The following is a 25,748-nucleotide window of genomic DNA, read 5'->3' as shown; positions in this document are numbered from 1 at the left end:
ACTGCATTTATTGCAGTCCTTTTTTTGGCTACATTTCAAAAAAGCCGATTGGACGCAATGACACCAAGGTATAATTGATTAAAGAATTAAGGGAAAAATACAGCAAAACTTGTTATACTAGTAAGGATAACTTTATTGGAGTGAATGGGATGAACAATCAATCACTAACCATTAGTGAAGTATTACGTTTTGCAAATCATGATTATGTGAATCAACTGCAACTGATTCGCATGAATTTAGATTTAGGTAGAATCGAGGAATCGAAAAAACTTATTCAACATTATTCAGAACAATTACGAGTATTTTCTATCCTCAATCGACTACAATTACCACAAACAATTGAATGGCTTCAAACAGCAGCATGGCGTTACCCATCATTAGCATGGAAGCTAGGCGGTGAGATAAAAAAGCCTGTGACCAATGATATTGATCAGGAAGTTGTAGATTATTTAAACAAAACAGTTATGCATGTTTATGATACATTAGATCCATTTACAGAGCAGATCCTAACGCTTGATGTACGTGTTGACGATCATACATTTGCCGTGACATTCACGCTAAATGGGTTATGGAGTGCTGATGCATTCACCGAAAAAGGTTTGAAACAATTCGACATTCAAACAATTGAGCAGACAACTACACGCTGGCAATATGTCTTGAGTGCAAATAGGGAGTGAACTAAATGTTTGTCGATCACGTAAAGATTTATGTTAAAGGTGGCGATGGCGGAGACGGTATGGTAGCCTTTCGCCGTGAAAAATATGTACCAAATGGTGGTCCAGCTGGTGGAGATGGTGGACACGGTGGTAACGTTGTATTTGAAGTAGAAGAGGGCTTACGAACATTAATGGATTTCCGCTATAAACGCCATTTTAAAGCACCTCGTGGCGAGCATGGGATGAGTAAAGGCATGCATGGTAAAAATGCGGAGGATTTAATTGTTAAAGTACCACCAGGCACAGTGGTTATGAATGAAGAAACAAATGCCGTTATTGCTGACTTAGTCGAGCATGGGCAAAGAGCAGTTATTGCGAAAGCAGGCAGAGGTGGACGAGGTAATTCTCGCTTTGCTACACCTGCCAACCCAGCGCCAGAACTTTCTGAAAAAGGTGAGCCAGGACAAGAATTAAATGTTATATTAGAGTTAAAAGTTTTAGCAGATGTAGGGTTAGTTGGTTTCCCAAGTGTTGGTAAATCAACACTTTTATCTGTTGTTTCCGCGGCAAAGCCAAAAATTGGTGCTTATCATTTCACAACAATTGTACCGAACTTAGGCATGATTGAAACGGATGACCATCGAAGCTTTGCGATGGCTGATTTACCAGGGCTTATTGAAGGAGCACATCAAGGCGTTGGATTAGGTCATCAATTTTTACGACATATCGAACGTACACGCGTTATCGTTCATGTCATTGATATGTCAGGGATGGAAGGCCGCGATCCATATGAAGATTATTTAACAATTAATGAAGAGCTAAAACAATATAATCTTCGTTTAACAGAGCGTCCACAAATTATCGTAGCCAATAAAATGGATATGCCAGATGCAGAAGAGAATTTACAAGCTTTCCGTCAGAAGGTTGGAGAAGACGTTCAAATTTTCCCAATTTCTGCTGTTTCACGTCAAGGTTTAAAAGAGCTACTTTTTGCCATTGCCGATCTATTAGAAGTAACGCCTGAATTCCCACTATATGATGATCTAGAGGAGCAATCAGACGCAACCGTAATGTACAAGCATGAGGCGAAAGGTGAAGATTTCGAAATCACACGTGATGATGATGGTACATTTATTATTAGTGGTTATGCAATTGAGCGTTTATTTAAAATGACGGACTTTAGCCGTGAGGATGGTATACGTCGTTTTGCTCGTCAATTGCGTGCAATGGGTGTGGACGAGGCTCTGCGTGAGCGTGGAGCACAAGATGGCGATACAGTTCGCCTACAAGAGTTTGAATTTGAATTTGTCGATTAAGACATGAGTTTTAGGGGGAAGCGTATGAAGAATGTTGCGAATCAGCGATATTATTTAGTTCGTGAGGATGTTTTAACGGATGCAATGCAAAAAACTTTGGAGGCGAAACACTTACTATCAAGTGGTTCAGTATCTTCCATTTGGGATGCGGTAAAGCAGGTGGATTTATCGCGAAGTGCGTTTTACAAATATCGTGATGCGGTTTTTCCTTTTCATTCAATTGTGCAGGAACGCATTTTAACAGTCTTTTTACAGCTTCAAGATAGAAAAGGAACACTTGCCAAGCTTTTAGAAACTGTGACAATTACACATTGTAATGTCTTAACGATTCATCAAACAATCCCTATTCAGGGACGTGCTAATGTTACATTGTCATTAGATGTAACAAGCATGACTTGTGATCTTGATGATCTTATCCAGCAATTAAAACGCTTAGATTTTGTGGAATCAGCGGAAGTGATTAGTTCTGGAGCATTATAAGCACAGAGAGTGTTCAATCCTTTAATTTTTGACAAAATGACAAACATCGTGTTGAATAACCCAATGGGTAAAGATACGATAACAAAGCTCAAATAAGGAGCTGTCCCAAGCGTTATTCATCACGTGGGACTGCTCCTTATTGTGCCATAAAGGAGGTATTTGCAATGACAAAACAACAATGGGAAAATCGAATCGCCTATCTAGGACCAGAAGCATCATTTACATACTTAGCAACAAAGGCTACTTTTCCAAATGAGTGGCTCGTACCGTGTGCCACGATTCCAGAATGTATAGAGGCTGTTGCAGAGGGAAAGGTAGATTTAGCTGTCGTGCCGCTAGAAAATGCACTAGAGGGCTCTGTATCATTAACATTAGATTACTTATTCCATGAGGCAACACTTTATGTGACTGGAGAGTTATTGCTGAAAATTCAGCAGCATTTAATGGTCAATAAAGCGCAGAAGGATGATTGGCAGTCAATCGAAGGTGTTTATTCTCATCCGCATGCACTAGCTCAATGTCATAAATATTTATTTTATCGTTTTAGTCATGTACCATTACATCAAACAACTTCAACTGCAGCAGCAGCAAAATATGTATCAGAGAATCCACAAGAGTGTATAGCGGCAGTCGGAAATGCAGCCGCAGCGGAAAAATATGGTCTTGAAATAGTGGAGCAGAATATCCATGATTTTCATTTTAATCATACACGATTCTTTGTACTGTCTAAGCAAAATAAACGATTGCCACAAGAGCTATCAGATGGGCAAGCAAAAACAACATTTATGATTACCTTACCAACAGATCGTTCAGGTGCATTACATCAGGTGCTTTCTGTTTTTGCATGGCGTCAGCTAAATTTAAGTAAAATCGAATCACGTCCATTAAAAACTGGATTAGGTGATTATTTCTTTATGATTGATGTATTAGCAGATGAAAAGGAACCGATGATGCGTGGGGCAATGGAAGAATTAGCTGCGCTAGGCTGCAAAGTAAAGTCACTGGGTACCTATTTTACTTATGTAACATCAGACGAAGCATAGTAATGTGAAGGAGGAGGAAAGAAGATGGGTGGGATTATTTTATTCGATGGTGTCTGTAATTTTTGTGATAGCACTGTTCAATTTATCATCAAACATGATCAAGCTGGCTATTTTCAATTTGCATCGCTGCAAAGCGAGGCTGGTCAATCGCTTCTCACTCAATATCATATACCAAAGAATATAGATAGTGTAATTCTAATTGAACAAGGGAAAGTGTCTGTTGAATCTACCGCTGCGTTAAACATTTGCCGTAAATTTGATGGATTGTGGCCTTGTTTCTACACCTTCATTCTTGTACCACCATTTATTCGCAATGCATTATATCGATTATTTGCAAAGCAACGCTATCGTTTGTTTGGAAAAAAAAGTGAATGCTTATTGCCTACGCCTGCTCAACGTCAAAGATTTCTTTCCTGATAGGGAAATACTCGCCTTTAAGGGAACAATAGCTGCGGACAGAAGCCCGCGCTTAACGAAACAATACCAGCATTAAAAAACAGAAAGCACCGTTTGAAATCAATTTTTCAGACGGTGCTTTTACTATTCATTGATCTGACACTAAGTAGCCCTTTTTTTGTAAAGCTCCCTCAATTAATGTTAAAACTTCAACAGAAGGTGCTGTGATGACATGTAGATGGATGCCGCCAGTGAGAGCAGATAAATAGTTGGCCTGTGTTGCATTCACACGTTCGATAAATTGTTTCACCTCATGGCGGTTGGATACCATGATAGAGGCTGTCAGTTCACCATATATTGGATGTTCGACAATGACATTTTTGACGGTTCCGCCACAGTCTACAATCGTCATTAATTCATCTTCCGTCTGCTCTGATGTATGCAAGCAAGGGAATGTTCGTTCAACGGTTTGCTGTATTTGTTCTTGATGCATATAAAGATAACCTTGGCTTGTGGCAATAATGGGCTCATTTCTTGCCTTTAATAAAGTCATATCATTGACGATTACTTGTCTAGAAACATTGGCGAACTTTGCTAAGTCTGTCCCAGTTATAGGTGCTTTATTTTTTTTTAATTGCGCTAATAGTTGCAGTCGGCGTTCTTCGCCTAACATTTTTTTCATAAGAGATCACCCCTGCTCGTAATAAAGGAATCAGCGTTCCTTATGAATTAGTGTACCATGAAGCTTTTCTAACTTGCTGAAATTTTTGTATCCAAATGAAACATTGAACATATGATACGTAGAGAGGAAGGGAGGAAAAAATTGCGTATTCATATTGTTCAAAAGGGAGATACATTGTGGAAGATTGCGAAAGAGTACGGCATTTCGTTTGAAGATTTGAAGCGGCTCAATGTCCATCTTGCCAACCCAGATTATATTGTACCAGGCATGGAAATTATATTGCCTGAAAAAATAAACAAAGAGCCGCATAGAGATTCACATAAAGAAATGCCGAAAAAGGAAACACAAGTGCATAAGGAGACACCAAAGGAAAGTCCTAAAAAAGAGGTACAGCGACCAATGCCACCACCACCGCCAATTGTACCGCCACCACCAGCTCCTATGCCAATGCCAGAACCACAAATGATACCGATACCAATACCGATGCCAATGCCAATGCAGATGCCACAACAGCCGATGTGGGTACCGCAGCCTGTGGAAATGAATTGGCACCAGCAATTGGTGATGCCACAAATGGAGCAAAATGTTACAACACCACCTGTACAAATACAGCCACCACCACCGCCAGCACCTACACCGCCACCACCGCCAGTAGCTAAACCAAAGCCAATGCCAATGCCACAACCAGCACCACATCCACCAATGCATATCATGCCACAAATGCCTGCTGTACCTCATTGTTCAAGTTGCCATCAGCCAATCTATCATCAGATGTGGTGGCCGATGCCAATGCAGCCGCAGGTCGAGCATTATACGATGCCACAGCAGCCAATGTCCTATGACATGCCAGATCATAAAGTAGGTGGAATGGAAGACTTTTTAGAGTCCACATCACCATTCTTCCATACGCAAGATCACCAAAAGCCACAAATGGATATGATGCCCGATATGAATATGGGGCAATCCTGTGGTTGTGGCACACAACCAATGATGATGCCTGATATGAACATGGGTCAATCTTGTGGCTGTGGCACACAACCAATGATGATGCCAAATTGGCAAATGGACCCTTGCCATTGCCCGCCACCACCATGTCCGACACAATGTCCACCACCATGCCCATCAGCAGCAGGTCCTTGGATGTCTCCGCATTATTTCCCAGGCGGGATGACGCCTTATCGATGGTGAAAAAGCGTATATTGTAGAAGAAGTAAAGCCAAATATTTGGAAATATAAATATCGATCGAAAAATTATTTTGTCAAACGTGCAAAGCAAGTGGAAATTGCGGAGAAGGTAAGAACCATTCATCGCCAATTAGGACGTATGGAACCTTCTTTGATCCTACCATTAGTTCAGAGCGATGATGAGCAGTTAATTGTGCAAATGTGGCAAGAAGGAAGTCACGGTGCTAACTTTGCGCATAAAAAAGATCGTAAGGAATCTCTTAGACTATTAATCGCTTTACATGACACACATAAAAAGATTGCGTGGCAGCGCGTGCCAGGCTTGCATACCTACTCACAGCTTTTAAAATGGCAAATGCGTCATATGCGTTTTAAAAGTAGAAGAAATGAGTTTCGAACATTTTTAACGAAAGAAGAAATTGATCAAATATTGCATTATAGTGATAAGTCATTACAATTGATTGCATTGGAAGATGCACCTGAAAAAGAGATTACGCTATTGCATGGGGATGTAGTTCATCATAATTTTTTATGGTGCTCCGATGGACAATTACGTTTAATTGATTTTGATTTAGCGCACCTTGGTGAAGCGGATGATGAGTATATTTTATGGTTACATCGTGTGTTACCTGCTGTAGATTATGATCTTGGAAAGATTTTTGCAGAGTTACCTGAGCTGAAACGACTGGATAAAAGAAAGCTTCATCGCTTGAAATACCCGAATGAGTTATTACGAGAATGGCTGTTTGCTATAGATTTGCCACTAGAGCAACAGCTAGTATTTTTAGATTATTTAGTACCATTTACAAAACGAGCCCTCACCTACTGGCCAAAACTGTGGTACGATATTGATAGATTTGTCAAGAAATGACCGTCAATTGGCGGTCATTTTTGTCTGCGAACGGAGTTTAGAGGCTACTTTTTGTCGAGCATTCGTTCGCTATATGCTATAATCGAAGACGATGATTGTGAGGGATTATAGATGTATGATTATTTAAAAGGACAAATTACTCGTATTACACCTGAATTTATTGTGCTGGAACAACAGGGGATTGGGTGGCAACTTAATACGCCTAATCCATTTGCTTTTCGAACATCTGCCCTTGAGCAACAGATATATGTTCATTTGCATGTACGAGAGGATGCGCAAGTTTTATATGGCTTCCCTAACCTAGATCAGCGTGAGTTATTCCGTAAGCTTATTTTAGTGTCAGGAATAGGACCAAAGGGCGCTTTAGCGATTTTAGCTACAGGTAATCCACAACAGGTTATTAGCGCAATTGAACGAGAGGACGAAGCGTTTTTAGTGAAATTCCCTGGAGTTGGTAAAAAAACAGCACGTCAAATGATCCTCGACTTGAAGGGTAAACTTGGTTCATTATTAGATACACTTGAATTACCTAGTGCAGAAGATGAATTACCTTTGTTTGGTGTACATGCCTATAAACACGAATTAGAAGAAGCCTTACTTGCCTTAATGGCTCTTGGCTATTCTGAAAAAGAGCTAGAAAAAATTAAACCACAGCTAGAGGATAACGATAAACTTGAAACGACAGATGCCTTTATGAAACAAGCATTGCAACTACTGCTAAAATTAAAATAAGGAAAGGAGGAAGGGTGCATGTCTGAACGTATGATGGCAAGTGAAGCAGGTAGCTATGATGAGCAGTTTGAGTTATCTTTACGTCCTCAAAAATTAGCACAGTATATTGGGCAACATAAAGTAAAGGAAAACTTACAAATATTCATTGAAGCAGCAAAGCTTCGCCAAGAAAGTTTAGATCATGTGTTGTTATATGGACCTCCAGGACTTGGTAAAACGACCTTAGCGGCTGTTATCGCAAATGAGATGAATGTTAACGTACGCATGACAAGTGGCCCTGCGATTGAGCGTCCAGGAGATTTGGCAGCTATTTTAAGTTCACTAGAGCCTGGAGACGTTTTATTTATTGATGAAATTCATCGACTGCCCCGTGCTATTGAAGAAGTATTATATCCAGCAATGGAAGACTTCTGCTTAGATATTGTGGTAGGAAAAGGTCCTGAAGCACGTTCTGTACGACTTGATTTACCTCCCTTTACCCTTGTAGGTGCAACAACAAGAGCGGGTGCTTTATCAGCTCCTCTAAGAGATCGCTTTGGTGTGTTGCTGCGCCTAGAATATTATGATGACCGATCGCTTGCAGAAATTGTTGTGAGAAGTGCACATTTATTTGAGGTAGAAATAGAGCAAGTAGCAGCAATGGAAATGGCGAGACGCTCACGTGGAACACCTCGAATTGCCAATCGTTTATTGAAACGAGTGCGAGATTATGCACAAGTGCTTGGAGATGGTATGATAACGGAGGGTCTTGCACAGCGAGCATTAGAGCTGTTACAAGTAGATCCTAGAGGGCTTGATCATATTGACCATAAACTTGTAACCAATATGATTGAGCGATTCCGAGGAGGACCAGTAGGCTTAGATACTCTTGCTGCATCAATTGGTGAGGAACGGGTTACGATAGAAGATGTATACGAGCCTTATTTGATGCAAATTGGCCTTATTCAACGTACCCCGAGAGGAAGAGTAGCCACACATTTAGCCTACGAACATTTTGGATATAAGTATCCCCAACAAACATAAAGAAGGAAGTTATTTTCATGCGTGTAGAAGATTTTGATTTTGAATTACCAGAGGAACTTATTGCCCAAACACCATTAGTGGATCGTACAGCCAGTCGATTAATGGTCGTGACACCGGGCTCAAATAAAGTGGAGCACCACCATTTTGCCCATGTATTAGACGAGCTACATGCTGGAGACTGTCTTGTACTAAATGATACAAGAGTTTTACCTGCTCGTTTAATGGGTGTAAAAGAAGAAACAGGTGCACATATAGAAGTATTGCTACTGAAGCAAATGGCTGGTACAGATGAGTGGGAAACACTTGTAAAACCAGCAAAGCGTGTAAAGGTAGGAACAGTCATCACATTTGGTGACGGTTTATTAACAGCTACATGTACAGGTGAGCTTGAACATGGCGGACGTACATTTGAATTTCAGTATGATGGTATTTTTTATGAAATATTAGAGCAACTTGGTGAAATGCCATTACCTCCCTATATTCGTGAAAAACTAGAGGATAAGGATCGTTATCAAACCGTTTATGCCAAAGAGCGTGGTTCTGCCGCAGCGCCTACAGCTGGGCTGCATTTTACAGAGGAGCTATTAGCTCAAGTGAAGGCTAAAGGCGTAGAGGTTGTCTTTATTACGCTGCATGTCGGTCTTGGCACTTTCCGTCCCGTTAGTGTAGACTCGATTGAGAACCATGAAATGCATGCGGAATTCTATAGTGTTACAGAACAAGCAGCAGATACAATTAATCGCGTAAAGCGTAACGGTGGCAAGGTAGTAGCTGTTGGGACAACCTCTACTCGTACATTAGAGACAATTGGTTCTAAATATGAGGGAGAAGTGCGAGCAGAACAAGGTTGGACGTCTATTTTCATCTATCCAGGCTACAATTTTACGGTGGTGGATGGGTTAATCACAAACTTCCATTTACCAAAATCAACACTAGTCATGCTTGTTAGTACGCTAGCTACTCGTGAGACCATTTTAAGTGCTTATCAGCAAGCTGTAGAAGAAAGATATCGCTTCTTTAGTTTTGGTGATGCAATGTTTATACGTCCCAAAAAATAATAGTGGATAAAATCGGAGTACTGTTTTTACTTCAGATAAGAAAGGATTATTTATTTTATGACACAACCAGCAATTCGATATGAACTACTTCATACATGTAAACAAACAGGAGCACGTCTTGGCATCGTCCATACACCACACGGCTCCTTTGAAACACCAGCATTTATGCCTGTTGGCACACAAGCAACGGTGAAGACCATGTCACCAGAAGAATTAAAAGAGATGAATGCCGGTATTATTCTGTCCAATACGTACCATTTATGGCTTCGTCCAGGTAATGATATTGTCAAAGAAGCAGGCGGACTTCATAAATTTATGAACTGGGATCGTCCAATTTTAACGGATTCAGGTGGTTTCCAAGTATTTTCACTTAGTCAATTCAGGAAAATTGAGGAGGAAGGAGTTCATTTCCGTAATCACCTCAATGGAGATAAGTTATTTTTGAGCCCAGAAAAGGCAATGGAAATTCAAAATGATTTAGGCTCTGATATTATGATGGCCTTTGATGAATGTCCACCGTATCCTGCGACACATGACTATATGCTGAAATCAGTTGATCGAACAACTCGTTGGGCAAAACGCTGTAAGGAAGCACATCAGCGTCCAGAGGAGCAAGGTTTATTTGGCATTATTCAAGGTGGAGAGTACGAAGATTTACGCCGCCGCTCAGCAGAAGCGTTAGTAGAACTAGATTTCCCAGGCTATGCAATTGGTGGATTATCCGTTGGAGAACCGAAAGATGTGATGAACCGCGTTTTAGAATTTACTACGCCAATGATGCCTGAAAATAAGCCTCGTTATTTAATGGGTGTGGGTTCACCCGATTCTTTAATTGATGGGGCAATTCGTGGTATTGATATGTTTGACTGTGTACTGCCAACACGTATTGCACGTAATGGAACACTGATGACATCAGAAGGACGTCTAGTAGTGAAAAATGCAAAATATGCACGTGACTTTGGACCGATTGATCCGAACTGTGACTGCTATACATGTAAAAATTATTCTCGTGCCTATGTTCGTCACCTTATTCGCACGGAAGAAACGTTCGGTATTCGTTTAACATCCTATCATAATTTACACTTCCTATTAAAATTGATGGAGCAAGTACGTGAGGCAATTCGTCAAGATCGTCTTGGTGATTTCCGTGAAGAGTTCTTTGAAAAATACGGCTTTAATGGGCCAGATGCAAAAAACTTTTAAACTAGACGAATAGGATCATTACATGCGCTAAATTAAAAAGGACATTAGGCATTTCCTAATGTCCATCATCAATAGCAATAGTTTTGCAAATCATTCAAAACTTTGTAAAAAGTGAATATTTCTAGCAAAATATTGTCAATCATAGAAAAAATATTAGTAATTGAGAAAATTTTTGGGCTTGTCCATCGCTTTTTAATGGTGGAATAGTCTATACTAAAAAAGTGAGATTTGGAAAGGGGGCAAGATGCTATTATGGATCAATTATTAGGATTAGCACCAATATTATTAATGTTCGTTGCAATGTGGTTTATCTTAATCCGTCCAGCTAAAAAAAGACAGCAGGAAACACAAAATATGCAAAGTAGTTTGCAACGTGGAGATAAAGTCATTACAATTGGTGGTTTACACGGTGTTATTGATGCAATTGAAGACACAGCAGTAACATTAAAAATTGCTGATAATGTACGAGTGAAATTTGACCGTCAAGCAATTGGACGAATTGTCAATGACAATCAGTAACAAAGAAGAAAAGGCTTACAATAGGCGATAGCTATATTGTAAGTCTTTTTTATCTAATATTGGATGGCTATGTTTAAATGTTTTTTGCCGTTGTAGTTTTTAATTTATGAATAAATGCCTCACCAATATCATTGCCATTAATCGTTATTCTGCTTAACGTAAATAGGGAATCGCCTTTTTTCACATGTTTATTTTGTATGACAAAGGCCATCTTAAAGCCAGCTTCCTTGGCTAATTGGATGGTGGAGGGTGAATAAATCCCATAAGGATAGCTTATTGCTATTGGTTCATATCCTAACTTTTCTTTGATTATTTTTCTTGAATGAATAAAATCATTTCTTACCCTTTCCTCATATTCAACCTGACTCTCTAGTTGCCCATTTACAATACTAGGACCAAATACTGCGCCATTTAGTTTACCGTTTTTTGAAGGTAATTTATAATGTAAGTCCCAAGTATGACTCTGGATTGTAATATAATCCTTCATTTCCTTTAATTGATCCCAACTCATCTTTGCTGTTTCATTTGGATAGTGATTGTTCCCATTCATCTCTAGGATTCGGCTTGCAATCACAAAGATTTCTGCATGCATATCATATTTTTTCAATATCGGGTAAGCTTTTTCATAATTACTAAAATACCCATCGTCAAAAGTAATTAACACAGGCTTTTGAGGTAACGGCGCTTGGTCGTTTAAGTAATCATATAATTGCTGAACAGAAATGGCCTGATAGCCTTCCATTTTAAGTAATTTCATTTGATTTTCGAAGCTTTTGGGTGAAATAACTGTAGTATTGTTTATATTGTCCTCTAAATGATGGTACATAAGAATAGGTATTTCCTGTTCCTGATACCCATAAATAGGATAAGGTCTAATAAGAAAAAGGATATAAACAAAAACGAAAACAATTATTTTTTTTGTCATGTCCTCACCTTGTTTGCATGTTTATTGTAATAAGCATATAAGCTCTATGTTAGTGTGTACGAACAAGTACGGACTATTCCTTGAAAACTGTATAAAAAACAATAAGTAAGGTCACCTTGATAGTATGGGGGTGTTTATATGGAAGAATATTACCATATTATTTTTAGAACTTGCTTTTTGTATGTGTTTATCATCATCGTTTTCCGTTTAATGGGTAAACGAGAAGTAGGTGAATTATCAGTCATCGATTTGGTCGTATTTGTATTAATTGCAGAAGTAGCAGCCTTTGCGCTAGACGATTATAAAAATCCTCTCTTTAATGCCATACTACCGATCATTATTTTGCTCTTTATTCAAATATTAAGTGCCTTTTTGTCATTAAAGTTCAAAAAAATACGTGACCTAGTGGATGGTGATCCTGCTTTATTAGTAAAAGACGGTGTTATTTTAGAGAGTGAGATGAGAAAACACCGCTATAATTTAGATGATTTATGTCAGCAATTACGAGAAAACGGAATTGCATCTGTGACAGATGTAGCCTTTGCGTATTTAGAGCCTTCAGGCAATCTTTCTGTCTATAAAAAAGATGAAAAAGCCTTTGTGTATCCATTGATTATCGACGGTGATATCCAAGAGAGACATTTATTTACCATGCATAAAGATGTGGATTGGCTAATGGGTGAGCTAGCAAAAAATAATATTACTGACAGTGAAACAGTATTTTTTTGTATTTGGGAAGACAATAAGCTGCATATCCAATTAAAGGAATCCTAGACTTTCTTTGCTAATTTTTTAATGTAACGGAAATCTGTAATACGCAACTGATTGGTAAATAATAAAAAGGTAAATAGCAAAAATAATGTCACACCACTACTTAAAATAAATGGTAGTGATAGTATTGGAATAAGGAAATACTGGGCGACGCAAACAGCAATAAAACAACTATAAGGCACGACAAACATTCTGAAGCCAGCACGCAGGTTTTTACGTTGTCTAACTGTTGCAATATGCAAGAATGACGTTAGTAATACCCCAAAGCCAATAGCTACAACGGCTCCTTTTTCCTGGATTCCTGGTTGAGAGGCAAGTACAAACATCACGAAAAGTTTACCTAGTCCACCATAGATGGAGTTCATCATGGCAGCTCTTGCCTCACCAATTGCCTGTAAGATGGAGTGTAGAGGGCTTTGAATATAATAAAAATAAAAAATAGGAGCTAAAATTTTAACGTACCCGCGATTTTCTTCTAAATGAAAAAGCTTCATCGCTAATTCATCTCCATGCACAAAGAAATACGTAGCAGCAAAGCACCCCACTAGCGAAGACAATCTTAGGGACACCGATATTCGTTCCTGTAATAGAGGGGTGTGCTGACGAGCGACGGCATCACTAACAGCTGGAATGAGCACAATCGATAAGGCTGTTGATACAAACGCAGGAAATAACAGTAATGGCACCAAAACACCTGAGATGACACCATATAAAATAGTGGCAGCAGAAGCAGTTAAACCGGCCACAGTTAAAGCTTTTAAAAAGATAATCGGCTCTAAAAACCAAGTGAAAGAACCAAAAAGCTTACTGCCTGCAGAGGGAAGGGCAATACGCAACATTGGTGATGCAGGATACCCTTCAATTTTAGTTTTTCGTGTCAGTAATTTCTTTTTGGACACGATATAGTGTAGCCATAAATACAAGAAGGCTACAACTTCAGCTAGCAGTGTAATGCCCATTGCGGCCGCAGCCGTGACAGCAGCATTATTGTAATTAGCCACATAGGGTAGCATTAATGTAATGAAACTAATACGTACAATTTGTTCGATCATTTGTGCCCATGCTGTCGGTGTTATCTTAGCAACACCTTGTAAATAGGCACGTAATAAGCCAGATCCAACTGATACTGGTACAGCAAAGAGTGCAATCCATAGTGTAAATGTTGTCTGTTCATTATGTAATAGAGTTGTTGAAATATATGGTATTGTTAGTGCAACGAGTGGCATAAAAATGATCATGCCAATGAATGACCAAAGAATGGCTGTACGCATGACACCAAAGATGTTCTCACGTTTATTTTTTGCTAGTAATTCAGCCACTATTTTAGCCACAGCGATAGGTAGTCCTAGTTGAATGAGTGAGATGAAGAAAATAAACGCTGGATAGACGGTCATATAAATACCGACAGCCTCTTCACCAGCAATCCGCATAAATTGCATTCTATAAAAGAAGCCAAAAAGTTTAGATAAAAAAATCACAAACATTAAAAATAATGTACCTCGTACAAAAGAACTCATGCCATCCGTCCCTTCTCAAGCCGCAAAAATTCATTTACACTATTTGTATGCAAGCATGTCTTACGTTACGACTTTGATTGGAGATGATTCAAAATGAGTATGCAATATGAGCAACTATTTGAAAAGATTCGTCCGGCAATTGATAGTAAGATAGCAGAGTTTCAGCATTATCAATATACTGCTATTACAGCTGAAGAACTCTGGCGCTACTGTATTGAAAAAAAATGGCGTAAAAAGAAAGTTGATCAACTGCGTATACATGAAGTCATTTCTACCATTTTTTCGGTATCACCATCTGATATCGTCTCATTTAATCAAGTAGAGTTTTTACAAAGTAATAATTGGTTTGGAGAAGTCAATACAGAAGAGTTACAATTACTGCTTGGTCCAGTCAGAACGTAATCAATGATGTGTCAAATTTTACAATAATTCAAAGAATCCTATACGTGTTGAATTGACACCAAGCGCAACCTGTTTCATAATAAGTGTGTTGCGCTTTTTTTATTTTGAATAAGTTCTTACTTACATAAGTCTTCTATGCTTTTATTGACATTTAGAAGGCTAGTACCTAATAATACTAAGATAAACTTGCGCGTTATGAACGATTGAAATAAGTATAGCAACCTTTTTGAAGCACAGGTAACACGATTCTAGATGAAAAGGAGGATTAAACGTTTCAAAAGGTATTGCTAGTTACTTGTTTGGCGTGTAAGGACAGCCCTTACACCAATTCGAGGAGGATTTATTGATGAAACTAAAAAGTCGTATAGTTGCATTCCTACTGATTATCGTGCTATTGGCAGCAGGTATTAGTACGACTGTAACCGGCGTCTTAAAGGACATCAAGCTTGGTCTTGACTTACAGGGCGGGTTTGAAGTGCTTTACGAGGTAAATGAATTAAAAGAAGGACAAAAAATTACACCAGAAATTGTCACAGCAACATCCACTGCACTTGGTGAACGTGTAAATACGATGGGGGTTAGTGAACCGAGTATTCAGGTTGAGGACAAAAATCGTATTCGTGTGCAATTAGCTGGTGTTGAAGATCAGGAATCGGCACGTAAGTTATTGTCTACTTCTGCGAATTTAACATTCCGTGATGTTGATGATAATTTATTATTAGATGGAGACGATTTGAAAGCTAATGGTGCTAAAGGCTCCTTTGACCAACAAAATCGTCCGATTGTATCCTTAACTTTAAAAGATGCGAAAAAATTTGCTGATATAACAAGTAAAATTGCAGCAAAACCCGCAGGTCAAAATTTACTGGTTGTATGGTTAGACTTTGAAGAGGGTGTCGATTCCTATAAAGCGGAATCACAAAAAGCAAAGCCTCGCTATGCATCTGCAGCAACAGTTAGTCAAACATTAAATACAACTGATGTTATGATTAGCGGTAATTTCTCTGTTGAAGAAACAAAAAATTTAGCAGATATTTTAAATGCTGGGGCATTGCCTGTAAAGCTAGATGAAATTTATTCAACTTCTGTTGGTGCTCAATTTGGTGATGCAGCACTGAAAAGCACTATTTTTGCTGGTATTGTCGGCGTAGTAGTTATTTTCTTATTTATGCTATTCTACTATCGTTTACCAGGCTTTATTTCCATCATTACACTGGTTGTGTTTACATTCCTAGTATTAGTGGTCTTTGACTGGATTAATGCGGTATTAACACTCCCAGGTATTGCGGCCATTGTCCTGGGTATAGGGATGGCAGTAGATGCCAATATTTTAGCGGCAGAACGTATACGTGAAGAGCTACGAGTGGGTTATTCCGCTAAACAAGCCTTCCAAATTGGTTCTAAACAATCTTTATCAGCCATTGTCGATGCGCAGTTGACAACTTTATTAGCTGCAGCAGTATTGTTCCAATGGGGAACAAGCTCTGTTAAAGGATTTGCTACAACATTAATTATTAGTATTTTATTGAGCTTCTTAACAGCAGTTTGGGGCTCACGTGTCCTATTAGGACTACTTGTAAACAGTGGCTATTTCAACAGTCCTGCATGGTTTGGTATTGCAAAATCTAAACAGCATAGTCTAGATGAAAATATTGGTACATTAGATTTATCAACGAAATTCGATCGATTTGACTTTGTTCACAACCGTAAGAAATTCTATACGTTCTCATTAGCCATTTTAGTGGCTGGTTTAGTGGTTCTTGGCATCTTCCGCCTTAACCTAGGTATCGATTTCTCAAGCGGTACTCGTGTCCAAATTGAATCGAATCAAACATTAACAAAAGAAGAAGTGTCCAAATATCTAGATAGCATTGATTTTTCATCAGAAGATATCATACTCTCTGGTGAGAAAAGTAATACAGCAGTCATTCGCTATAAAGATGACCTTACACAAGCAGAAATTTTAGAATTTAAAAAAGAAGCTGGCGAAAAATATGGTCATGAACCAGCTGTAAGTACTGTATCGCCTACAGTTGGTAAGGAACTTGTAAAAAATGCGATTAAGGCTTTATCTCTTGCAGCAATAGGGATTATCATTTATGTAGCAATTCGCTTTGAATGGCGCATGGGTATTGGTGCAATTGTTTCATTATTGCATGATGTATTCTTAATTGTTGCCGTCTTTAGCTTCATGCGTTTAGAAGTAGATATTACGTTTATTGCGGCTGTATTAACAATTGTTGGGTATTCCATCAACGATACGATCGTTACCTTTGACCGTATGCGGGAAAACTTAGATCGTTATGATACCATTAATGACCGTGAAGTATTGGCGAATATTGTGAATAAATCGCTACGCCAAACAATGGGTCGTTCGGTTAATACAGTATTAACTGTAATTATCGTTGTTGTAGCCCTATTAATTTTTGGTGCACCATCTATTCAAAACTTCTCTATCGCGTTATTGATTGGTTTGATTACAGGTATGTATTCTTCAATCTGTATCGCAGCTCAAATCTGGTATTCATTAAAAATTCGTGAAATGAAAAAATCAGATGGGAAGCTACGTAAAAAAGAGAAGAAGCAATGGGGTACAGACGAGCCTACTGTATAATATAATGAGCAGAGAATGGAAAACATATGGTTTTCTATTCTCTGCTTTTTTCATGCAAAAAAACTGCTGCCTTTTATAAAAAGCAGCAGAATTTTCATATAGTTTTACAATTTAAATTGCTGGATTAAGCCTTGTAGCTGTTGCGCATTTTCACTTAATTCTTCTGCGACAGTATTTACCTGCTGCATGGTCGCAACTTGCTCGTCAACAGATTCTGCAATCATATGAGAATTCGTTGCTGATTCGTTAGAAACATTGGCAATTTCCGTGACAGAAGCTGCAACCTGCTCTGCACTAGCAGAGATTTCTTCTGATGTGGCAGAAATTTCTTCAATTTGCTCTGTGAATGCAGCAACAGCAGAGGTGATGGAATAGAAAGCATCTCCAGCCTCATGAATTTTGGCTACACCGTCCTTTACAGAAGCTAAACCATTATCTACTGATGCTGCTACATTTTGTGTATCGGTTAGAATTTCTTTTGTAATAGCAACGATTTGATTGGCAGATTGAGTCGATTCCTCAGCAAGCTTTCGTACCTCATCCGCTACGACTGCAAAGCCTTTCCCATGTTCTCCTGCTCTTGCTGCTTCAATAGCTGCATTTAGTGCCAGTAAATTTGTTTGTTCTGAAATTGCTGTAATCACTGTTGTAATTTGCCCAATTTCTTCTGATTGCTTACTTAGTTTTTGCGTTAATGTTGCAATATCAGAAGTTGCTAGTGCGATCATATTCATCTGTTCTTTTGCTGTTGCAATCGTTGCACCACCTGTATGGGCAAGCTGAGTCAGATTTTCTGCATTGTGATGAAGACTTTGAGTCGCCTCTGCAATGCGTTGGACACCTGATGCAGTTTCATCCATTGCCACAGCACTTTGCTGAGAGGCACTAGCAGAAGAAGTGATATGTGTTACATTATTTTGAATTCGTTGAGCAATATTATCGGACGTTGCAGTTACTTCTTCAGTGCTAGCAGAAAGCTCTTCTGAAACAGCCGATAAATGGGATGCACGATCTTGAATGTTAGTCATTAAACCAGCTAGATTTTGTTTTAATGTATTGACTGCATTGGCAAGTGTACCGATCTCATCTTTGGATTGATGGTCAAGCTCAGCAATTGTTAAATCACCTTGTGCTAATGTATCTGCTGCTCCAATAACCTTGCGTAGGGGCAGGACAATGGAGGCTTTGACCATATGCATAAAATATAAACCAATAATAATACTTGCAAGGAGAAGGCTAATAGCAATGATAATAGCGCGTGAAACGGTTTGATTAACAGATTGGTCAACATTTTGAAGCTGTTCATCGTGATAAGCTAATAATTCAGTTGTTAACTTAAAAATGTCCTTATTGTATTTTGTAACATCATTATTGATGATTGAGAGTGCTAGATCCGTGTTGCCACTATTAAACGCTTGTAAAGCTTTCTGTGAATTTGACAGTAACTCTTTTTGCAATTCCGTGATTTGCTGCATAATATTTTTTGTATAATCTGATCGAACAATAGTAGAAAGTTCATGAACTGTTTCAGGTAACAACTTTTCATAGCGATCTAAATTGGCCTTAGCTGTTTCGTCCTTCTTATTTAAAATATAGGCGCGTAAAAATAAACCTTGAGAAGCAAGTTGTTGTTGGATTTTATCTGTTAATTGGATTTGCACCATCCGATGCTTTAATACTTCTTCTAAATCATTCTGAGTTGTTTTAAATTGAATAAATGATACGATGCTTGAGATAAAAAGTAAACATGTTAAGGAAATGAATCCTATATTTAATTTTTTGCGAACGGACATAAACTTCCTACTTTCTTTTATTATATGGAAAAAATTGATGTACTGAAATTACTATAACTTGATATATTTACATGGTCAATAGTCAAGGAATTTTCAATCGTAGGAAATCTTATTCTCCAATAAGTTTTTATAGAAGGATAATATACCTACTTTTGATTCCTCTGATAAAATAGGAATTTCAACTTTTTTCGTCAGAATTGATTGACAATAGGATTGGATTGGCATAGAATTAAGGCTAACTTTTTGTTCGGTCAAGGTAGAAGATCTCGGGAGCGAGGTCAGCCACAGAACAGATGAGCTGAGTTTAGATGAGAATAGCTGAGAAATTGTTGAATAAGAGTAGTAGCCTAAGTGTGTAATAAAGAGAGTCAGTGGCTGGTGTAAACTGATTTACAGCTTATGTGAATGGACTTATGAGAGTCGCTTATAAAAAAGCGAACGTGATTCCCCACGTTATAGGGGTGCTTTCAAGGTATGGTTTACCATAGCCATGATGTAAAGCACAAAAGTGAGAGCATATGCTCTAATATGAGGTGGCAACGCGGTCATAATCGTCCTCTGCAATTAGGAATAATCCTTTTTGCAGAGGGCTTTTTTATTTTCATTCAGCATTCGTCTAGACATTAGCTAAAGGAATCTTTGAAAAAGGAGCAAAAAAGCTATGCAAATAACGAGTTCAAGAACAAAAATGAAAACGATCAATGGCGATTCTTTAACACCTATTTTGATTTTTAGGCGTTTACAGGGAAAACATAAATTTTTATTGGAAAGTTCTGCCCAACACGAAGGAGCTGGAAGATTTTCCTTCATTGGTGCTAATCCACGAAAAACATATAAAGGTGTGGGCCAAGAAATCCAAGAGTTTTCCTATAAAACAGGAAAAACATACGTGCATCAAGGGGAACTTTTTGTTCTTCTTAAACGCCTCATGCCACGTATTTCCAATACGACGAAATTTCCATTTTCAGGTGGTGCCGTTGGATATATAGGCTTTGGCGGTACAACGATGTTCGTAGATAAAAAAATAGAACTGCCTGATGCTTATTTTCATGTCTATGAAACGATTATTGTCTTCGATCATCAAACAGATGAAGTGACATTGATTCATACAAATATAGATGCAGAAAAGCAGGAACCTGATTTGGAAGAATTGGCTCAACAAATAGTAAACGGGCATATCAGTGACGAAGCATCTTATCGTTATCAACCGCTTGATACTACAACAAACGAATCATTTGCAACGGTTTTACAGACAATGCAAGCCAACTTACATGATGACATAACAAGGGTAGTTTTGCCGAACCACAATGTAGCCAATTTTCAAGGTGATACGTTGGCTTTGTATCGACAGCTACGTAAAAAAAAGCCTGCAGCCTATATGTATTATATTGAATTTGAGGATCATGTTGTGTTAGGTACTTCTCCTGAAAGTCTAATCCGAGTAAAAGGTGAAAGCGTTATTGCGACTCCTACAGAGGGAACATATCCGCGAGGGGAAACAAAAAATGAAGAACTAGAAAATGAACGTAAATTATACAACCATGAAAGCATTAGGCAATCACATGCACTTCTTGTTAGGGCTATTCAGCAAGAATTACAGTCGGTTTGTTTCCGAGATTCTGTTCAGGTCATGGAGGCTATGCGTATCCAGCGGTCCAAAAAGGCACTGCACATGACGACTATGGTGGAAGGAAAGCTTTTACCAATGCTTCATGCCCTGGATGTTTTAGCAGCAACCATATCCCCACTTTCAGCAACGGAGCTTCCGTATGCAGCTGGTTATTTTGGTGCTCTCGGCTTTATTGGATTTAATGGTCATTTGGATTTTGCCTTAACAGGTCAATCTATTGTAGTTAAACAGGATACCATGCATTTGCAAGCAACAATAACTGTTACCAAATATACAAATGTGCAAAACGTTTTACATCAAGTGCAAGAGGAAGAACTGGCATTTTTACAGTTACTGGTGAACAATGGGGGGCAAAACTAATGGAACGATTACAAAGGAAAGTACTGCAGGGAACACATCTCATGTACGAAGAAATGCTACAGGCAGCGCAATGGTTATTTCAGGATGATACTCCTAAAGAAGAAATAGCAAGCTTTTTAACAGCTTTAGCTGCGAAGGGAGAAACTGCACATGAAGTAGCCGCATTAGCAACTATTATGCGATCTTTTGCTCTTGATATAGCCGTAAAAGAAGGTGGCTATATGGATAATTGCGGTACAGGTGGAGATGGTCTTCATACTTTTAATATCAGTACAGCTTCTGCTTTCGTGTTAGCTGGGGCAGGTGTCAAAATTGCCAAGCATGGGAACCGTAAAATCTCTTCCTCCTCTGGTAGCTCAGATGTGCTAGAGGCACTAGGTATTCATACAGCTATTTCCATCCCACAAACAGCCCATTTGCTAGAGCGAGAGGGAATCGCTTTTATTTATGCACCGAATGTTCATCCGAAATTAAAGAGAATTGGTGAAGTTCGCCGTTCATTAGGAAAACCGACAATCTTTAATCTTGTTGGTCCTTTAACAAATCCGGTCCCATTATCCACACAATTTACAGGCATTAATCGACCGAATTTTGTTATGGAATATGCCTCAGTCTTACAAATGCTTGGACGTGAGCGGGCCATTGTCGTCTCAGGACCACAAGGCTTAGACGAGGCTTCATTAGCAGGTCAAAATACATTGGTTTTAGTAGATAAAGGAGATCTAATTCCCTTTTCCCTAACCGCAGAAGATGTCGGTCTTCAAATGGCCCCTTTAGAGGCCATCCGTGGTGACAATGCAGATGAAAATGCGGTGATTATGCAAAAAATATTGGCTGGGGAACAGAGTCCTTATTTAGATACAGTCGTATTAAATGCTGGCATCGGCTTATTTGGCTATGGTCAAGCGGAAACCATCAAAGAGGGTGTAGCTATGGCAAAGGAAAGTATTTTTAGCGGGAGAGCACAACAAAAATTAGAGGCGGTTGTAACATATAGCATGCAAATTAAAGAAGTGGAGGTAGGGTAATGAATATACTCAATAAAATATTACTGCAAAAAAAGATTGAGGTAGGTGCTTTATTAGAGCAGCCAGATCCTTTAGCAAACTTTACAGAAACGCCACGTCGCTCGTTCATTGAATCATTGTGTCAAGCTCATACACTGCAAGTCATCGCGGAAATGAAGCGTGCTTCCCCTTCAAAAGGGTTAATAGCTGGCGGAGCAGACCCAGTTGCTCAAGCAAAAGTCTATGCACTAGCAGGAGCAGCAGCTATTTCGGTCTTAACAGACAAGGAATTTTTTAAAGGCTCCTTTGAAGATTTAGCAGCAGTTGCTGCTGCTGTAGATACCCCACTTCTTTGTAAGGATTTTATGATTGATCGAGTGCAGATTCGATTTGCCAAGGCGGCAGGTGCATCCATTATTTTATTAATTGTGGCAGCCTTAACAGACGATGCCTTACGTGATTTATATAGCTATGCAACGGGCTTAGGCCTAGAGGTTTTAGTGGAAGTACACGATTGTGAAGAGCTTGAACGCGCTCTTGCGGTAGATGCAAAGTTAATTGGCGTTAATAATCGTGATTTACGTACCTTTGAAGTAAGCCTAGAGCGTACCAGAGAAATTGCTAATGTGTTTCCATTTGATGAGAATCGAGTATTAATTAGTGAGAGCGGTATATGGACGCAGGACGATGCGAAGCTAGTAGCCTCGATGGGGGCTAGTGGTGTCCTGGTAGGTGAAGCTTTGATGAGGAGTGGAGATGCGGGGCAAGCACTACGAGATTTGCAAGTAAGTAAAGAGGGGGCATCGGTATGACAAAGGTCAAAATTTGTGGTCTACAGGAGCAAGAACATGTCAAAACAGCTGTTCATGCTGGTGCAGATGCTATAGGGTTTGTTTTTGCACCGAGTAAACGCCGTGTATCCATTGAGCAAGCCCAACAGTTAGCGAAGCATGTACCACAAGGTGTTTTAAAAATAGGTGTCTTTGTGAATCCAACGTCAGCCGAATTAAAGGAAGCAGTAGAGCTAGTGCCCTTAGATTATGTGCAATATCATGGGGAGGAAACGCCAGCATTTATTCAGGAGCAAGGTTATCCCGCCATAAAGGCATTATCGATACGAGAAAAAGAGGATGTTCAAGCGGCTGCTAGCTATCAGGTAGATTATTATTTATTTGACGCGCCTGGTACAGAGTTTAAAGGCGGGAGTGGTCACACTTTTGATTGGACACTCCTTGAGCAAGTAGGGATTCCAAAAGAAAAATTACTATTAGCGGGTGGTCTCAATGTAGACAATATTGAAGCGGCTATTACAGATGTAGGGCCTTTTATGGTGGATGTTTCGAGTGGTGTAGAAACAGATGGAAGCAAGGATTCTAGCAAAATACAAGCTTTTTTACAGGCAGTAAAGAGGGGGAGCAGATGATGGGAATATCAATAGCAAATAGTGTACCGACAAAAGAAGGGCGTTTTGGACAATTTGGTGGTCGGTTTGTGCCCGAAACATTAATGACAGCCTTGCTTGAATTAGAAGCTGCTTATGAGCAAGCATTACTAGACCCTGCATTTACAGAGGAGCTGTCCTATTATTTAGAAGACTATGTTGGCCGTGAAACACCGCTCTATTACGCAGAAAATTTAACGAAGGCGCTAGATGGAGCAAAGATTTATTTAAAGCGTGAAGATTTAAACCATACAGGTGCACATAAAATTAATAATGCGATTGGGCAAGCACTTCTAGCCAAACGCATGGGTAAAAAGAAAATCGTAGCTGAAACAGGAGCTGGTCAGCATGGTGTGGCAACAGCTACTGCATGCGCATTATTAAATCTAGAATGTGTTGTTTTTATGGGAGCAGAAGATATAAAACGTCAGCAGTTAAATGTCTTTCGTATGGAGTTGCTTGGCACAAAGGTTCAATCGGTGGAAAGTGGTTCTAAAACATTAAAGGATGCTGTGAACGCTGCCCTACGTTACTGGGTAACAAATGTTGAGGATACCCACTATATTTTAGGCTCTGCCTTAGGTCCTCATCCATTTCCGAAAATTGTTCGGGACTTTCAGCGTGTCATTGGGGTAGAAACTAGAAGGCAAATCATGCAAAAAGAGGGGCGTTTACCTGATGCAGTTGTTGCCTGTATTGGAGGTGGCAGTAATGCAATCGGTATGTTTCACCCATTCGTTGATGATGAATCAGTTGCCTTATACGGTGTTGAAGCAGCAGGAAGTGGTCTTGAAACTGGGAAGCATGCTGCGGCCATCGCAGGTGGACAATTAGGTGTATTACATGGCGCCTACATGTATTTATTACAGGATGAAAACGGCTTTGTCCAAGAAGCACATTCTATTTCAGCTGGGTTAGATTATCCAGGGAAAGGACCAGAGCATTGTTATTTACATGATATTGGTCGAGCTCAATTTGACTCCATCACAGATGCTGAAGCACTGGAGGCACTACAATTATTAAGCCGAACAGAAGGGATACTGCCTGCACTTGAAAGTTCGCATGCCATTGCTTATACGGCAAAAATTGCAAAGACCATGGCAAAAGATCAGATCATTGTTGTGTGCTTATCTGGTCGAGGAGATAAAGATGTTCACACAGTTCGAGCAGCACTAGGGGGGGATGTAAAATGACAACTTTACAGCAAGCGATCGAACAGGCAAATGCTGCAGGTCATAAGGCTTTCATACCATATATCATGGCAGGTGACGGAGGGCTAGAGACCATTAAGCCAATTATCTTAAAACTGCAGCAATTAGAGGTAACAGCTATTGAAGTAGGAATTCCTTTTACAGATCCTGTTGCTGATGGTCCAACGATCGAACGAGCAGGAGAACGTGCTCTCATAGCTGGTGTGACATTAAGAAACGTGTTGCAAACACTCGCGTCATTTAAAGATGAAATAACAGTGCCTCTCGTAGTCATGACTTATTTCAATCCAGTATTAGCATATGGCTTAAAGTCTTTTGCGCAAGCCTGTGTAGCTGGAGGAGTTAAGGGATTAATTGTACCAGATGTCCCTTTGGAAGAGAGCGAGTTGTTACGTGATGCATTAAATCCATATGGCATTGATGTGGTACAGCTTATCTCATTGACAAGCCCTCCAGAGCGTATAGCACGCATCGCAGCAGCTAGTCAGGGCTTTGTTTATGCAGTGACCGTTAATGGGATCACAGGAGCAAGATCGCGTTTTGCCGATAATTTAGAACAGCATTTTGCCAGCTTACGTCAAGCAAGTCCAATCCCTGTGCTTGCAGGCTTTGGTATTTCAACACCTGAGCAAGTGAAAAAGATGGGGGCTTTGGGAGATGGTGTAATTGTCGGTAGTGCCATTGTGACGGCATTGCATCAAGGAGATTTGGCAATGGTGGAAGCATTAGTAGCCGCCTCGAAAGGTATGTTAGAAAAGTCTACTCTTTAGAAGAGTAGGCTTTTTTTGATGAAGTGCTTTAATTGGCGGAAAGAAATGGAAAAGTGACGGATAGAAATTAAAAACCAATGGATAAAACTATCAATCTAACGGATAGTGCGCAACCAATAGAAATTCGGTATAATAGCTTTCGT

25 protein-coding genes and 1 other annotated feature are annotated in these 25,748 nt (G+C 39.4%); of the genes, 21 read left to right on the top strand and 4 right to left on the bottom strand.

The genetic code is table 11. The annotated features are described in order from the left end of the window. Positions 1 to 149: 149 nt before the first annotated feature. From QH639_RS10880 to QH639_RS10860, 5 genes are all read left to right on the top strand, one after another. Positions 150 to 677: a Spo0B domain-containing protein gene (locus QH639_RS10880; protein WP_131520486.1), complete on the top strand. Its 528-nt coding sequence runs from the start codon at positions 150 to 152 to the stop codon at positions 675 to 677. A 5-nt stretch (positions 678 to 682) separates the two neighbouring features. Beyond that, complete coding sequence (obgE, locus tag QH639_RS10875; protein WP_054550027.1) at positions 683 to 1,972, top strand: GTPase ObgE; 1,290 nt, start codon at positions 683 to 685, stop codon at positions 1,970 to 1,972. 24 nt (positions 1,973 to 1,996) lie between these two features. Then, positions 1,997 to 2,452 carry an ACT domain-containing protein gene (locus QH639_RS10870; protein ID WP_004226679.1) on the top strand — a complete coding sequence of 152 codons (456 nt, stop codon included), beginning with the start codon at positions 1,997 to 1,999 and terminating at the stop codon, positions 2,450 to 2,452. Between the two features lie 164 nt (positions 2,453 to 2,616). Beyond that, positions 2,617 to 3,495, top strand: coding sequence for a prephenate dehydratase (pheA, locus tag QH639_RS10865; RefSeq protein ID WP_048395164.1), 879 nt, complete (start codon positions 2,617 to 2,619; stop codon positions 3,493 to 3,495). A gap of 24 nt (positions 3,496 to 3,519) precedes the next feature. Then, positions 3,520 to 3,912 carry a thiol-disulfide oxidoreductase DCC family protein gene (locus QH639_RS10860; RefSeq protein ID WP_237898310.1) on the top strand — a complete coding sequence of 131 codons (393 nt, stop codon included), beginning with the start codon at positions 3,520 to 3,522 and terminating at the stop codon, positions 3,910 to 3,912. 127 nt (positions 3,913 to 4,039) lie between these two features. On the opposite strand, the gene QH639_RS10855 is transcribed toward QH639_RS10860, so the two are convergent. Next, on the bottom strand, positions 4,040 to 4,573 hold the full coding sequence (locus tag QH639_RS10855; protein WP_131520487.1) for a transcription repressor NadR: 534 nt from the start codon (positions 4,571 to 4,573) through the stop codon (positions 4,040 to 4,042). A 141-nt stretch (positions 4,574 to 4,714) separates the two neighbouring features. On the opposite strand from QH639_RS10855, the gene QH639_RS10850 reads away from it, so the two are divergent. The 7 genes from QH639_RS10850 to yajC all read left to right on the top strand — a co-directional run bounded on the left by QH639_RS10850 (position 4,715) and on the right by yajC (position 11,164). Then, positions 4,715 to 5,761 (top strand): LysM peptidoglycan-binding domain-containing protein, encoded by a 1,047-nt coding sequence (locus tag QH639_RS10850; RefSeq protein ID WP_281116050.1) that lies wholly within the window; start codon positions 4,715 to 4,717, stop codon positions 5,759 to 5,761. Continuing rightward, complete coding sequence (locus tag QH639_RS10845) at positions 5,751 to 6,629, top strand: phosphotransferase (protein WP_313872351.1); 879 nt, start codon at positions 5,751 to 5,753, stop codon at positions 6,627 to 6,629. Before QH639_RS10850 ends, QH639_RS10845 begins: the two co-directional genes overlap by 11 nt. Before the next feature lie 111 nt (positions 6,630 to 6,740). Then, a complete protein-coding gene (gene ruvA, locus QH639_RS10840; RefSeq protein WP_048395174.1) occupies positions 6,741 to 7,361 on the top strand; it encodes a Holliday junction branch migration protein RuvA in 621 nt (206 codons plus the stop codon). Positions 7,362 to 7,379: 18 nt separating this feature from the next. Beyond that, a complete protein-coding gene (gene ruvB / locus QH639_RS10835) occupies positions 7,380 to 8,384 on the top strand; it encodes a Holliday junction branch migration DNA helicase RuvB (protein WP_281116049.1) in 1,005 nt (334 codons plus the stop codon). Between the two features lie 17 nt (positions 8,385 to 8,401). Beyond that, positions 8,402 to 9,442: a tRNA preQ1(34) S-adenosylmethionine ribosyltransferase-isomerase QueA gene (queA, locus tag QH639_RS10830; protein ID WP_237898309.1), complete on the top strand. Its 1,041-nt coding sequence runs from the start codon at positions 8,402 to 8,404 to the stop codon at positions 9,440 to 9,442. 57 nt (positions 9,443 to 9,499) lie between these two features. Further along, a complete protein-coding gene (gene tgt, locus QH639_RS10825) occupies positions 9,500 to 10,645 on the top strand; it encodes a tRNA guanosine(34) transglycosylase Tgt (protein WP_016991901.1) in 1,146 nt (381 codons plus the stop codon). Positions 10,646 to 10,897: 252 nt separating this feature from the next. Next, positions 10,898 to 11,164, top strand: a complete 267-nt coding sequence (gene yajC / locus QH639_RS10820; RefSeq protein ID WP_004226696.1) for a preprotein translocase subunit YajC — start codon at positions 10,898 to 10,900, stop codon at positions 11,162 to 11,164. Between the two features lie 73 nt (positions 11,165 to 11,237). On the opposite strand, the gene QH639_RS10815 is transcribed toward yajC, so the two are convergent. Further along, complete coding sequence (locus QH639_RS10815; RefSeq protein WP_281116048.1) at positions 11,238 to 12,089, bottom strand: polysaccharide deacetylase family protein; 852 nt, start codon at positions 12,087 to 12,089, stop codon at positions 11,238 to 11,240. Between the two features lie 138 nt (positions 12,090 to 12,227). Between QH639_RS10815 and QH639_RS10810 the strand changes: the two genes are divergently transcribed. Further along, on the top strand, positions 12,228 to 12,863 hold the full coding sequence (locus QH639_RS10810; protein WP_066036504.1) for a DUF421 domain-containing protein: 636 nt from the start codon (positions 12,228 to 12,230) through the stop codon (positions 12,861 to 12,863). Here QH639_RS10810 and QH639_RS10805 read toward each other — a convergent pair. Beyond that, positions 12,860 to 14,377, bottom strand: coding sequence for a putative polysaccharide biosynthesis protein (locus QH639_RS10805; RefSeq protein WP_048395180.1), 1,518 nt, complete (start codon positions 14,375 to 14,377; stop codon positions 12,860 to 12,862). The two genes, QH639_RS10810 and QH639_RS10805, sit on opposite strands and share 4 nt — an antisense overlap. A gap of 93 nt (positions 14,378 to 14,470) precedes the next feature. Between QH639_RS10805 and QH639_RS10800 the strand changes: the two genes are divergently transcribed. Then, the gene (locus tag QH639_RS10800) at positions 14,471 to 14,779 is read left to right on the top strand and encodes a post-transcriptional regulator (protein WP_237898307.1); all 309 of its coding nucleotides are present in this window, start codon (positions 14,471 to 14,473) and stop codon (positions 14,777 to 14,779) included. Positions 14,780 to 15,125: 346 nt separating this feature from the next. After that, entirely contained in the window at positions 15,126 to 17,393 is a 2,268-nt protein-coding gene (gene secDF / locus QH639_RS10795; RefSeq protein ID WP_131520496.1) for a protein translocase subunit SecDF, read from the top strand. A gap of 104 nt (positions 17,394 to 17,497) precedes the next feature. Here secDF and QH639_RS10790 read toward each other — a convergent pair whose 3' ends face one another. After that, positions 17,498 to 19,186: a methyl-accepting chemotaxis protein gene (locus tag QH639_RS10790; RefSeq protein WP_281116047.1), complete on the bottom strand. Its 1,689-nt coding sequence runs from the start codon at positions 19,184 to 19,186 to the stop codon at positions 17,498 to 17,500. Between the two features lie 320 nt (positions 19,187 to 19,506). Further along, positions 19,507 to 19,748, top strand: a binding site (T-box leader). Positions 19,749 to 19,847: 99 nt separating this feature from the next. Here QH639_RS10790 and QH639_RS10785 point away from each other — a divergent pair. From QH639_RS10785 to trpA, 6 genes are read left to right on the top strand one after another with little or no spacing between them, the layout of a single operon-like run. Then, positions 19,848 to 21,176 carry a chorismate-binding protein gene (locus tag QH639_RS10785; protein ID WP_281116046.1) on the top strand — a complete coding sequence of 443 codons (1,329 nt, stop codon included), beginning with the start codon at positions 19,848 to 19,850 and terminating at the stop codon, positions 21,174 to 21,176. Next, positions 21,176 to 22,204, top strand: coding sequence for an anthranilate phosphoribosyltransferase (gene trpD / locus QH639_RS10780; RefSeq protein WP_281116044.1), 1,029 nt, complete (start codon positions 21,176 to 21,178; stop codon positions 22,202 to 22,204). Before QH639_RS10785 ends, trpD begins: the two co-directional genes overlap by 1 nt. Next, on the top strand, positions 22,204 to 22,995 hold the full coding sequence (gene trpC, locus QH639_RS10775) for an indole-3-glycerol phosphate synthase TrpC (RefSeq protein ID WP_048392105.1): 792 nt from the start codon (positions 22,204 to 22,206) through the stop codon (positions 22,993 to 22,995). Before trpD ends, trpC begins: the two co-directional genes overlap by 1 nt. Then, positions 22,992 to 23,606 carry a phosphoribosylanthranilate isomerase gene (locus QH639_RS10770; protein WP_281116043.1) on the top strand — a complete coding sequence of 205 codons (615 nt, stop codon included), beginning with the start codon at positions 22,992 to 22,994 and terminating at the stop codon, positions 23,604 to 23,606. The genes trpC and QH639_RS10770 overlap by 4 nt, the downstream gene beginning before the upstream one ends. Then, on the top strand, positions 23,606 to 24,817 hold the full coding sequence (gene trpB, locus QH639_RS10765; protein ID WP_131520502.1) for a tryptophan synthase subunit beta: 1,212 nt from the start codon (positions 23,606 to 23,608) through the stop codon (positions 24,815 to 24,817). Before QH639_RS10770 ends, trpB begins: the two co-directional genes overlap by 1 nt. Then, positions 24,814 to 25,605: a tryptophan synthase subunit alpha gene (gene trpA / locus QH639_RS10760; RefSeq protein ID WP_259419341.1), complete on the top strand. Its 792-nt coding sequence runs from the start codon at positions 24,814 to 24,816 to the stop codon at positions 25,603 to 25,605. Before trpB ends, trpA begins: the two co-directional genes overlap by 4 nt. Positions 25,606 to 25,748 lie beyond the last annotated feature (143 nt).

Source organism: Lysinibacillus sp. 1 U-2021, from assembly GCF_029916965.1.
In the GTDB taxonomy this organism is placed as follows: Bacteria; Bacillota; Bacilli; order Bacillales_A; family Planococcaceae; genus Lysinibacillus; species Lysinibacillus capsici.
This window is presented reverse-complemented; position numbering and strand designations above follow the sequence as displayed.